This window comes from Pseudomonas oryzihabitans (assembly GCF_001518815.1).
GTDB lineage: Bacteria > Pseudomonadota > Gammaproteobacteria > Pseudomonadales > Pseudomonadaceae > Chryseomonas > Chryseomonas oryzihabitans_E.
This window is the reverse complement of the sequence record NZ_CP013987.1, coordinates 2914418-2926510: the sequence shown is the minus strand read 5'-3', so window position 1 is coordinate 2926510 and position 12093 is coordinate 2914418. Positions and strand designations below refer to the sequence as shown.

Sequence of the window (12093 nt, the reverse complement as noted above, 5' to 3'; positions counted from 1 at the left end):
GTAAACGACTAGCTTGGGGTGGCGGTGACCAGCCGCAGCGGCTGATCTGCCTGTTGTGTCGGGCGCCCGTAGTGGGTGATGACCTCGCCGGCCACGGCGATGGCGATCTCCAGCGGCAGCTTGCCCTTGACCTCGGGCAGGCCCAGCGGGCAGCGCACCGTGGCGAGGTGTTCGGCGCCGTGGCCGCGGGCCGCGAGGCGGTGGCGGAACTTGGCCCACTTGGTCCGGGAGCCGATCAGCCCGAAGTAGCCATGGTCGCCGCGAGCGAGGATGGCGTCGGTCAACTCCAGGTCCAGGGGGTGATTATGGGTCATGACGATGTAGTAGGCACCCGCCGGCATCCGCGCGATCTCGTCGAGTGGCTCGTCGGTCAGGATCTTCTCCACGCCGGCGGGGAGCACGGCGGGAAACTCCTGGGCCCGTGAATCGACCCAGCGCACGGCGCAGGGCAGGCCGGCCAGCAGGGGCACCAGGGCGCGGGCGACATGGCCCGCACCAAAGACGATCACCGGTACATCCTGGGCCAGCTGGGGTTCGAACAGCAGGGTGGTGACGCCACCGCAGCACTGGCCGAGACTGGCGGCCAGGGAGAACCGCTCCAGGTGCGGCTGGCGGGTACCGGCGGCGAGCATCTCCCGGGCGATCTCCACCGCTCGGTATTCCAGGTGGCCGCCGCCGATGGTCAGGTGCTGTTCCTCCCGGCCCACCAGCATCTTGGTCCCGGCGTCGCGCGGCGTGGAGCCCTGCTCATCGGCCACGGTGACCAGTACGCAGGGTTCGCCTCGCGCCTCGAAGTCGGCCAGGATGGCCAACCAGCCACGTCTCGTGTTCATGCCGGTTCCTCCGTGGTGATGGCCGAGGCTGTCTGGGCTTCGGCGGCCAGGCGCCGCATCCGCTCCACGCCCCAAAGTACCCGTTCGGGGGTAGCCGGGGCGTCCAGTGCCGGATGGAAGCGATAGTCGGCCACGCTGGCCACGGCATCCTGCAGGGCGCACCACACCGAGATGCCGAGCATGAAGGGTGGCTCGCCCACGGCCTTGGAATGGAACACCGTCGCCTCGGGATTCTTGCGATTCTCCACCAGCCGCACCCGAAGGTCGGGCGGTACGTCGCTCACCGCCGGGATCTTGTAGGTGGACGGGCCAGCGGTGAGCAGCTTGCCGGCGTCGTTCCACACCAGTTCTTCCATGGTCAGCCAGCCCAGGCCCTGGACGAAACCGCCTTCCACCTGGCCAATGTCGATGGCCGGATTCAGGGACGCGCCGACGTCGTGGAGGATATCGGTGCGCAGCAGCCGGTATTCACCGGTGAGGGTGTCGATCAGCACCTCGGAGCAGGCGGCGCCGAACGCATAGTAGTAGAAGGGCCGGCCACGGGCCTGGTCGCGGTCGTAGTGGATCTTGGGCGTGCGGTAGTAGCCAGTACTGGAAAGCGATACCTGGCCGACGTAGGCCAGTTGGATCAGCTCCTCGAAGCTCAGCAGCCGCTCGCGGACCCTGACGTGGCCGTTGCGGAATTCCACCTCTTCAGAGTCGACGTGGAAGTGCCGGCTGGCGAAATCGATCAGCCGGTCCTTGATGGTCTGGGCCGCGTTCTGGGCGGCCTTGCCGTTGAGGTCGGTACCGCTGGAAGCCGCCGTGGGCGAGGTGTTGGGTACCTTGTCGGTATTGGTGGCGGTGATCTGGATGCGACCGATGTCGACCTGGAAGACCTCGGCCACCACCTGGGCGACCTTGGTGTTCAGGCCCTGGCCCATCTCGGTGCCACCGTGGTTCAGGTGGATGCTGCCATCGGTGTAGACGTTGACCAGGGCACCGCCCTGGTTGAGGAAGGAGGAGGTGAAGGAGATGCCGAACTTGACCGGGGTCAGCGCCAGGCCCTTCTTCAGCACCGGGTTGGCCCGGTTGAAGGCCTGGATGGCTTCGCGTCGAGCCTGGTAGTCGCTACTGGCCGCCAGGTCCGCGGTCATCTCTTCGAGCAGATTGTCTTCCACCACCTGGTGGTAGTGGGTGACATGGCGCGTCTCCTTGCCGTAGTAGTTGCGCCGCCGCACCTCCAGCGGATCCAGGCCACGGTGGCGGGCGATGGCGTCCATGACGTTCTCGATGGCCAGCATGCCCTGGGGGCCGCCGAAGCCGCGGTAGGCGGTGTTGGACGCCAGGTGGGTCTTGCAGCGGTGGCCGGTGATCTGGGCGTTGCCGAGGAAATAGGCATTGTCGGCATGGAACATGGCGCGATCGATGATGGCGTTGGACAGATCCGGCGAATACCCGCAGTTGCCCGCCAGCTCGAAGCGGATGCCCAGCAGGCGCCCGTCGTCATCGAAGCCAACGTCGTATTCGACATGGAAGGGGTGGCGCTTGCCGGTCATATGCATGTCTTCAAAGCGCGGCAGGCGCATCTTCACCGGGCGCCCGGTAAGACGGGCAAATACCGCGCAGAGCGCCGCAGGCATTCCGGCCTGGCTCTCCTTACCGCCAAAGCCGCCGCCCATGCGTCTCATGTCGACGGTGACCCTGTTCATGGAGACGCCCAGCACCTCGGCCACCTGCTTCTGTACCTCGGTGGGATTCTGGGTGGAGGAATAGACCAGCATGCCGCCGTCTTCGGTGGGTAGCACCGAGGCCACCTGGGTTTCCAGGTAGAAGTGCTCCTGACCGCCGATGGCCAGCTCGCCCTGCAGACGATGGGGCGCGGCGGCGAGCGCGGCGGCGGCATCGCCGAGCTTATGACTGTGGCTGGGCGAGATGAAGTGCTCGCGCCTCAGCGCCTCCCTGACGTCGAGGATGGCTTCCAGCGGCTCGTATTCGATGAGGGCGGCCTGAGCGGCGCGGCGGGCGGCGTCCAGGCTGGTGGCGGCCACCGCCAGTACCGGCTGGCCCAGGTACTGCACCTCGCCATCGGCCAGCAGCGGATCGCCCGGCAGCACGGCGCCGATGTCCAGTTGGCCGGGCACGTCGGCGGCGGTGATGGCCAGGGCCACCCCGGGGATCTGGTAACAGGGTGCGAGATCGATACGCAGGATGCGCGCGTGGGCGTGCTCGCTCATCCGCGCATAGACGTGCAGCTGGTTGGGGAATTCCAGGCGATCGTCGATGTAGACGGCTTCGCCGCTGACATGCTTGTCGGCACTCTCGTGCTTGAGCGGCTTGCCGACGCCGGTGGCCAGGCCGGCAGCGAAGGCGGCGGCCATTTCCTCGGGGGTACGGACGGGGAGGGTGCTAGACATGGGCGGTAACCCTCGTAGCGAGCGCGGGCTGGGTGGTCTCCAGATGACATTTGCGCAGCAGATTCTGCGCCGTCAGCAGGCGGTATTCGCGGCTGGCACGGAAATCAGACAGCGGCGCGAAGTCCTCCGCCAGGGCCTGGACGGCGCGCTCGACGCTGTCGCTGGTCCACGGCTCGCCCAGCAGGGCCTGCTCACAGTGACTGGCTCGCTTGGGCGTGGCCGCCATGCCGCCGTAGGCGATGCGCACGGCGGCGATGCGATCCTGCTCCAGTTCCAGCGCGAAGGCGGCGCAGACCGCGGAGATGTCGTCGTCAAGGCGCTTGGACACCTTGAAGGCGCGGAAGACCAGCCCCTCATGGGCGCGCGGCACCCGCACCGCCTGGATGAATTCGCCCGGCTCCAGGGCGGTCTTGCGGTAGTCCAGAAAGAAATCGTCCAGGGGCAATTCGCGCAGCCGTTCGCCCCGGCGCAGCAGCAGGCGTGCCCCTAGTGCCAGCAGCAGCGGCGGGCTGTCGCCAATGGGCGAGGCATTGCCGATGTTGCCGCCCAGGGTGCCCTGGTTGCGGATCTGCAAGGAGGCGAAGCGCTGCAGCAGGATGCCGAAGTCCGGGTAGTCGGCGGCCAGGGCGGCGGCGCAATCGGCGAGCGGGGTGGCCGCGCCGATCTCGATGCTGTCCGCGCGAACGGTCACGCCGCGCAGTTCGGGGAGATTACCCAGGTAGATCAGGGTCTCCAGGCGGCGATGCTGCTGAGTCACTTCGAGCGCGAGATCGGTGCCGCCGGCCAGCAGTCGCGCCTCGGGATGGGCCTGGTAGAGGCGCGCCAGTTCGCTCAGGGTCGTGGGGCTGTGGCAGCGCCGCCCGGCACCGTCGAGCCGGGTCTCGGCTACCGGGGCGAGGGCCTTGAAGCGCGCCAGGGTCTGCTGCTCCCGGGCATCGAACTGGTCCGGCTGGCGCTGGGTGCAGGCCTGTTCGGCGGCGGCCAGGATCGGTCGGTAGCCGGTGCAGCGGCAGAGATTGCCGGCCAGGGCTTCGTGGGTGGCGGCGCTGTCCGCTGATTCCACGTTTTTCTGCAAGGCAAACAGCGACATGACGAAGCCCGGGGTGCAGTAGCCGCACTGGGACCCGTGGCAGTCGACCATGGCCTGTTGCACCTGATGCAGGCGACCCTGGTGCTTCAGGTCCTCCACACTGATCAGTTGCCGGCCGTCCAGCGCCGCGACAAAGGTCAGGCAACTGTTGACCGTGCGATAGCGCAACCGCTCACCGTCGGGTTCGGCCAGCACCACGGTGCAGGCACCACAGTCGCCCGAGGCGCAGCCTTCCTTGGTGCCGGTCTTGCCGCAGCGCTCGCGCAGGTATTGGAGCACGGTGAGGTTGGGGTCGAGCTGCTCTTCGACGCGCAGCTCCTGGTCCAGCAGAAACCTGATCACGGCCGCTCTCCACCTGGGTTCGGATAATTCGATGGTGGGTAAAGCTGACCATTAGGTCAACAATCGTCCGGGCGAGCGGACCACCCCTGTCGTTTTTGAGCAAGCGGTAAGGGTGTGGCTGCGCCGTCCCGGCGCACGGGGAAGGCGGTTGCCCAGTGACGGTGCAAAACGAGCCCGTCTGAGCCGGCCCTTTGCAGAATCTTCAGGGGACGGCTTCAAGCCATTGCCGCCGTTGCCGATATATAGGCAGACGATTACGGCCAGGCCGTCAGCCGTCGGTACCCTCGACCAACCCGCTCCGACAGGTCACTGCCTTGCCTACCCAACTCAACCGTGTCGCCCGTCAGGCTTCCCTTGGTTTCTTCGCGCTTGTCACGCTCATCTTTACCCTGGCGGGGTGGATGCTGTTCGACCTGTGCGCGCGCATCGACGCGCAGCAGCGCGAGCACAGCGAGGCGGACGCCCAGCGGGCGCTGGAAACGCGCCAGGACAAACTCGGTCGGGTCTTGACTGACTATTCGTTCTGGATGGAGGCCTATGCACGGACCAGCAGCAAGGTCGACGTGAACTGGGCCTATGAAGAAGACAACGTCGGACCCTCGCTCTACAGCGACTATGGCGTGAATGGCGCTTTCATCCTGGCGCCCAACGGCATCACACGCTATGCGGTGGTCGGCGGCGGACGGAGCAAGATGCAGCTGGAGACCTGGCTGGGTGATGATCAGGCCAGGCTGCTGGCACTGGCCCGCGAGCGCTCGTCCAAGGATGGCTATGCCCAGGGCTATTTCCAGGTCGACGGCAAGCCAGCCAGTGTCATGGTCGCGGTCATCCGCCCGGATGCCACCTACCAGGACTTCAAGCGGCTGTCCTACATGGTGTTCGTCGACATCCTGACGCCGGACAAGCTCGCGCAACTCGGGCAGGCCTTTGAATTGCACGGGCTGACCGCACAGCCGGGTGAGGTGCCCACCATCGGACAGCGGCCAACGCTGGTGGTGAGGTCCGATCCCGGGATCGCGGTGACCTTCAACTGGACCGTCCATGGCATGGGCCATCGGCTGCTGGCGCAGTTCCTGCCGCTGCTGGCGCTGATGTGCGGCCTGGCCTTGCTGCTGGTCTGGTACCTGCGCCGCCGGATCGCCCTGGCCGCCCGCCAGACCGACTTGGCCGAGGATGCCCTGAGGCACAGTGAGCAACGCTTTCGGACGGTCTCCGAGGCCTCGTCCGACTGGATCTGGGAGGCCGACGCCGAGCAGCAGCTGGTCTATCTCTCCGAGCGTTTCGTCGCCGTCACCGGCTTCAGCCGCGAGGACTGGCTGGGACGCCCCCTGCACGAATTGCTCGACTATTCGCCAAGCCAGGTCGACGAGGTGGCCAGGACCCCCTTGGCGGCCGGTCGCGTGCGTCGGCCCCTGCGGTGCGAGATGCATGACGCCCAGGGCAAGCTGAGATTCTGCCAGCTCTCGGCTCAGGCCATCGTTACCGGTGGTTTGCTGGCGGGCTTTCGCGGCACCGTGTGCGACGTCACCGAGGAGATCGAGGCCAAGGCGCGTATCGAACACATCAGCCAGCACGACGCCCTCACCGGACTGGCCAACCGACACCAGCTGCACCGCTACCTGGCGCAGCGCTTCGCCGAGGGCGTCAACGCCAGCCAGCCGCTGCATCTGCTGACCCTCGACCTGGACCGCTTCAAGCCGGTCAACGATTCCCTCGGCCACGGGGCCGGTGACAAGGTGCTCTGCCAGGTCTCCCGGGAATTGCGCGCCAGTGTGCGTGAGGATGATCTGGTCGCCCGCATCGGGGGCGACGAATTCGTGATCGCCGTGAATGGCTGCCAGAGCGCCGAGCAGGTCAGCGTGCTCTGTGGCCGGATCCTGGACGGCATCGGCCGTACCATCCGTATCGACGAACATGACATCAACATCGGCGCGAGCATCGGCATCGCCACAGCACCCCAGGACGGCCACAGCGCCGAGGATCTGCTGCGCTACGCGGACATCGCCCTGTACGAAGCCAAGGCGGCGGGGCGCAATACCCTGAGGTTCTATGAGCCCAGCATGAACCAGCGCATCCTGGAGCGGCGCCAGCTGGAAACCGAGTTGCGCCAGGGCTTGCAGCGGCTGGAATTCGAGCTGGATTTCCAGCCGCGCTTCGATGCCAGCAGCCAGCGGTTGCTAGGCGCCGAGGCCCTGGTGCGCTGGAACCATCCGACCCGGGGTCGGTTGGCACCGGCGCAGTTCATCGGGGTGGCGGAGGAGACCGGTCTGATCCTGGGCCTTAGCGACTGGGTCCTGCGGGAAGCCTGCAGCCAGGCGGTGGCCTGGGCGCCGGACTTGATCGTGTCCATCAACCTGTCGCCGCTGGAGTTCCAACGCGACGACCTGGTGGCGCGGATCCGCACGGTCCTCGAATGCACCGGCATAGCACCCGAGCGGGTCGAGCTGGAGCTGACCGAGAACGTGCTGCTGGATGATGCCGACGGCGCGCTGGAGTTGATGAAGAAACTCAAGGATCTGGGCGTGCGGCTGTCGATGGACGACTTCGGTACCGGCTATTCCTCGCTGAGCTATCTGCGTACCTATCCCTTCGATTGCCTGAAGATCGACCGCAGCTTCGTCTCCAACATCGAGGTGAGCGAAAGCAACGCGGCCATCGTCGAGGCCATCGTCAGCATGGGACGGGCGCTCTCGCTCACGGTGGTGGCGGAGGGCATCGAGACCGCGGGCCAGCTGGCGCGCATCGCCGATCTCAAGTGTGATCAGGCCCAGGGCTTTCACCTGCAGCGGCCGCTGTCCCAGGCGCGTTTCGCGGCGCTCAGGAGAGGACAGTTGCAAGGGACGGACGAGTCACCCTCAGGCCCGCGCGCCATGTTCGCTGAGGAGTGAGCCCAGGCTCGCGCCCAGCAGCAGTATCGCGAACAACAGAAAGATCGCGCCAGCGATCTGGTTCAGGCGCGCAAGCCTGGTGCCTGTGCTCAAGCGGGTACTCAGCGCCGTCGCGATGCTCGCATAGCTGCAATGAATGACGAGGCTCAGGACGCAGAAGGTCGTCACCAGCAGCAACATCTGCGGCAGCACGGGCCGACTGGTCTGGATGAAGGGCGGAAAGAGCGCCATGAAGAAGACGATAAGCTTGGGATTGGTGATGGACACCAGCAGCCCTTGCAGGAGGCGTCTTCCCGCGCTGGCTGTTCGCTGAGCATGATCGGGGGCCTGGCCCTGGGGCGAAGGGGCGCGCAGTCGACTCACGCCCAGCCACCCCAGGTAGAGGGCACCGATCAGCTGCAGGCCCAGCAACGCCCGGGGCGAGGCGCTGACCAGGGCGCCGAGCGCGGTGCTGGCCAGGCTGGCCACCACCAGCATGCCCAGTACCACGCCGAGGATCCCCGGCAGGGCGCCCCGCAGCTGCAGGAGCAAGGCGTTGTTGATAGTCAGCAGGACGCCCGGACCGGGGCTAGCGATGGTGAGACTGCTCAGCAGCAGATAGAGAGCGAAGGCGTCCATGGCATTCCCAGATAGTCTGGCGGCCGGTCCTCGGTTGGCCGGTTCCCGCTGCCAGGTCCTGAGACGTGACAACCCTCCCTAGTCTAGTGGAGCGATCGCCGGCGTTGCCATCCAGAGTGACGGCTTTCCAACCGTACAGAGGCGGATGGCAAGCCGCATGCGACTGTTTCCGGCCCGTGGATCACGCCACCCGGAAGCGCCCCACCAGGCCTTGCTGCTGCTCGGCCAGGCGCGCCAGTTCTCGACTGGTGACGGCGGTCTGCTCGGCGCCAGCGCTGACCTGGATCACCAGATCGTTGATGTCGTTGACGTTGCGGCTGATCTCTTCGGCGACTTGGCTCTGCTGTTCGGCGGCCGAAGCGACCTGGATGTTGCGGTCGTTGATGAGGGTGACGCCCTCGGCGATCTCGCCGAGCAGCTCGCCGGCGCGGACCACGTTGCTGGCACCGGTCTGCACCTGGCTGAGGGTCTCCTGCATGGCCTGGGTGGCACGGTCGGAGCCGCTCTGCAGATGGCTGATCATCTGCTGGATGCTGCCGGTAGATTGCTGGGTCTTCTGCGCCAGGGAGCGTACCTCGTCGGCCACCACGGCGAAGCCACGACCGGCTTCGCCGGCGCGCGCGGCCTCGATGGCGGCGTTGAGGGCCAGTAGGTTGGTCTGCTCGGCGATGCCGCGGATCACGTCCAGCACCGAGGAGATGGCGTCGCTTTCCTGTTTGAGCTCGGCGATGATCTCCGAGGTCCGCTCGGCCTGTACCGACAGGCCCTGCACCAGGCCGATGGTGGCCTGCAATTCACGACGACCCTGGCTAGTGTTGGCCTCGACCTGCCGCGAGCCTTCGGCGGCTTCGGTGGTGCTGCGGGCGACGTCCTTGACCGTGGCGCTCATCTCGGCGATGGCGGTGGCGACCTGATCGGTGCCCAGGCGCTGCTGGGCGACGTTCTGGCTGGTCTGGATGGCGACCGCCGAGGCTTCTTCGGCGGCGGTGGCGACCTGTACGGTGGCGGCGCCGATCTCCTGGATCACCTGACCCAGCTCCTGGCTCATCAGGTTGAGATTACCGGTGATGGTGCCGAACTCGTCCTTGCCCTGGTAGGCGCAGCGGGCGGTGAGGTCGCGGGTGGCCAGGCGGGTGAGGGTGCCGTTGACCTGCTCGACCGCCTGCTTGATGTTGCGGATGATCACCCAGGCCAGCGCCGAGACGGCTACCAGGACCAGCAGTACTAGGCCGAGGGTGATCCAGAGATCCCGGCTGGCCTTGGCACGGGCCTGTTCGGCCTGGGCGCCGACACTGGCACCCAGGTCCGCCTCCACCTTGCCCATCAGGTCGATACGCTGGGTGGCCAGGTTGAACCAGTCCTCCGGCTTGACGCCCAGGGCATCGCCGAGGGGGACGGTGAAGGCCAGCTGTTGCAGGCGGCTGACTTCCATGGCGCTGGGCTGCTTGAAGGTGTCGTCGAGCTGACGGATGAATTCAGGCGTAGCCTTGCGCTGGAAGGCGTCGGCGTAGGCGGAGAATTCGCCCAGGTTGCGGGCGAAGCGCGACAGCAGGCCGGCATCGAAGCGATTCTGGTTGAAGGCCAGGCCCAGCAGTACGCGCTCGCGGCCCGCGCGTTCCTTCATCTCGACGAAGAGATTGAGGGCGCCCAGAGCGCGCAGGATCTCAGGATCATCGACACCCGCTTCGAGGGCATGGGTGTAGCCGATCAGCGCCTTGATCAGGTCGGTGTAGGCCGTGCCGGATTGGGTGCTGTTGAGCGCCAGGCCATCGACCTTGCTGCGCAGGTCACGCAGGCTGTCCAGGGCGCGCATGGCGGTCTGGATGGCGGCGTCGTTACCGGTGGCCAACGCACTTAGGTCCTTCTGGGCCTTATCGCTGTCTTCGCGGAAGGTCTTGAGCTTGTCCTGCATCGACTTGCCGCCACTGCCGAGGAACACGCCGCTGGCACCGCGCTCGCGCTGCAGGCTGGTGACCAAGGCACTGACGCGCTCGGCCGTGGCACTGGCGGTCACGGTGTGCTCCATGTTCTTGAGCGTTTCGTAGCGATCGGCGGTGTAGAGACCCGAGATCACCAGGAAGCCGGCCAGGGGCAGGAGCAGGATCAGCAGGAGTTTGGTACTGAGGGGGGCATTCCTGAGCATGGGTGAATTCTCTGATGCGGTCAGCTGGCGCGCCGGCGGCAAGGCAATGAGCCAGCGAAGGCGGGGTCGATTCCGGTTATGTCGGCAGCTAGAGGTGAAGCTTTATGGTCAGCTTATTAAAGGCTTGAACGACGGGCGGGGAGGAGTGGATCCCGGCAGGGCGCGGGTAGCCAGAAAAGCGCCCGGGAAGTCTGGGCGCTTTTGTCAGGCTCCGTCAGCCGAGCTGCGCTCTGATGAGCAGCGCGTAACCCAGCCCCAGCAACGGCCAGCCCACCAGCGGCCCGAACACCAGGCGCCACAGCCAGAGCCGCGGTACGAAACCGACGCCATGGACCAGGCCGGCGGAGACACCCAGCATCACCCCCATCAGCAGCGGATGGCTGTAATGCCCGCTGGCATCGAGCATCAAGCCCGGGTGAATCATCAGCAGCAGCGCCAGGGGCGCCGCCAGCAGCAGGGACAGCGTCCGTCCTAGTGGGTGGACGCGGGGCAGGGCCTCAGCACTCGGCATCGTCATGGACATCGAGCTCCCGGGTGCTTTCCAGCCAGAGGGCGTTGATGATGCCGAAGCTCGCGGCGAGCAGGACACCGAGGATCCAGGTGAAGTACCACATGAAGGAGTCTCCTTGAGATCGGTGATCAGTAGAGGCCGTGGGGGTTGGCGTCGATGAAGCGGTCGTCGACCTTGCCCCACATGCGCACGTAGCTCCACAGGGTGTAGGCCAGGATGAGTGGCACGAAAATGGCCGCGGCGACGAACATGATGCCCAGCGTCTTATGGCTGGAGACGGCGTCCCAGATGGTCAGGCTGGAAGCCGGGTCCAGGCTCGACGGCAGCACGAAGGGAAGCAGCGCGCAGCCGGCGGTGGCGAGGGTGCCGACGATGGCCAGGGACGTACCGGTGAAGGCCAGGCCGGCCTGCCGCCAGCTGCTGCCGAGCAGGGCCAGGACGCTGCCGAGCGCGGCCAGCACCGGGGCGAGCAGGGTCAGCGGCTGGGTATGGTAGTTGGCCAACCAGCCCGGATTGCCGGCGGTCACCACCTTGTGCAGCGGATTCAAGGCACTGCCCGGATCGCCCTGGCTGACCAGCACGTAGCCGTCGAAGCCGTAGGCCAGCCAGACACCGGCCAGACCGAAGGTGACGAGGTGGAGCAGGGCGCACAGGCCGGTGGCACGTCGGGCGCGCTCGCCCAGGGCGTGGTGGGTACGCAGCATCAGCCAGCTGCCGCCATGGGCGCAGAGCATGGCCAGGCTGACCGCGCCGCTGAGCAGGGCGAAGGGGTTGAGCAGGGCGAAAAAGCTGCCGCTGTAGGTGGATCTCAGGGTGTCGTCGAGTTGGAAGGGCACGCCCTGGAAGAGATTGCCGAAGGCCACGCCAAACACCAGGGCCGGTACCAGGCTGCCGGTGAACAGGCCCCAGTCCCAGGCGTTGCGCCAGCGGGTGTTGTCCAGCTTGCTGCGGTAGTCGAAGCCCACCGGACGCAGGAACAGGGCGAAGAGCACCAGCAGCAGTGCCCAATAGAGCCCGGAGAAGGCGGTGGCATAGACCATCGGCCAGGCAGCGAAGAGGGCGCCACCGGCGGTGATGAACCAGACCTGGTTGCCGTCCCAGTGCGGCGCGATACTGTTGATGGCGGCGCGGCGTTCCTTGTCGGTCTTGCCGATCAGGGGCATCAGGATCATGGCGCCCATGTCGAAGCCGTCGGTGAGGGCAAAGCCGATCAGCAGGACGCCGATCAGCACCCACCAGGTGAGCTTGAGCACTTCGTAGTCGAACATGGCA

The 12093-nt window shown here is 66.5% G+C and carries 9 protein-coding genes; 1 reads left to right on the top strand and 8 read right to left on the bottom strand.

Annotated features, from left to right (window positions below):
• Positions 1–8 precede the first annotated feature (8 nt).
• From xdhC to xdhA, 3 genes are read right to left on the bottom strand one after another with little or no spacing between them, the layout of a single operon-like run.
• The gene (gene xdhC / locus APT59_RS13355; RefSeq protein ID WP_059315300.1) at positions 9–833 is read right to left on the bottom strand and encodes a xanthine dehydrogenase accessory protein XdhC; all 825 of its coding nucleotides are present in this window, start codon (positions 831–833) and stop codon (positions 9–11) included.
• On the bottom strand, positions 830–3229 hold the full coding sequence (gene xdhB / locus APT59_RS13350) for a xanthine dehydrogenase molybdopterin binding subunit (protein ID WP_059315299.1): 2400 nt from the start codon (positions 3227–3229) through the stop codon (positions 830–832). The genes xdhC and xdhB overlap by 4 nt, the downstream gene beginning before the upstream one ends.
• Positions 3222–4661, bottom strand: coding sequence for a xanthine dehydrogenase small subunit (gene xdhA, locus APT59_RS13345; protein ID WP_059315298.1), 1440 nt, complete (start codon positions 4659–4661; stop codon positions 3222–3224). The genes xdhB and xdhA overlap by 8 nt, the downstream gene beginning before the upstream one ends.
• A 314-nt stretch (positions 4662–4975) precedes the next feature.
• On the opposite strand from xdhA, the gene APT59_RS13340 reads away from it, so the two are divergent.
• Positions 4976–7549 (top strand): EAL domain-containing protein, encoded by a 2574-nt coding sequence (locus APT59_RS13340; RefSeq protein ID WP_059315297.1) that lies wholly within the window; start codon positions 4976–4978, stop codon positions 7547–7549.
• On the opposite strand, the gene APT59_RS13335 is transcribed toward APT59_RS13340, so the two are convergent.
• The 5 genes from APT59_RS13335 to cydB all read right to left on the bottom strand — a co-directional run bounded on the left by APT59_RS13335 (position 7517) and on the right by cydB (position 12089).
• Positions 7517–8167, bottom strand: coding sequence for a LysE family translocator (locus APT59_RS13335; RefSeq protein WP_059315296.1), 651 nt, complete (start codon positions 8165–8167; stop codon positions 7517–7519). The genes APT59_RS13340 and APT59_RS13335 overlap by 33 nt on opposite strands.
• 181 nt (positions 8168–8348) lie before the next feature.
• A complete protein-coding gene (locus tag APT59_RS13330; RefSeq protein WP_059315295.1) occupies positions 8349–10310 on the bottom strand; it encodes a methyl-accepting chemotaxis protein in 1962 nt (653 codons plus the stop codon).
• A gap of 214 nt (positions 10311–10524) precedes the next feature.
• Complete coding sequence (locus APT59_RS13325; RefSeq protein ID WP_059315294.1) at positions 10525–10821, bottom strand: cyd operon YbgE family protein; 297 nt, start codon at positions 10819–10821, stop codon at positions 10525–10527.
• A complete protein-coding gene (gene cydX, locus APT59_RS13320; RefSeq protein ID WP_007158843.1) occupies positions 10808–10924 on the bottom strand; it encodes a cytochrome bd-I oxidase subunit CydX in 117 nt (38 codons plus the stop codon). Before cydX ends, APT59_RS13325 begins: the two co-directional genes overlap by 14 nt.
• A 25-nt stretch (positions 10925–10949) precedes the next feature.
• Complete coding sequence (gene cydB, locus APT59_RS13315) at positions 10950–12089, bottom strand: cytochrome d ubiquinol oxidase subunit II (protein ID WP_059315293.1); 1140 nt, start codon at positions 12087–12089, stop codon at positions 10950–10952.
• Positions 12090–12093: the final 4 nt, after the last annotated feature.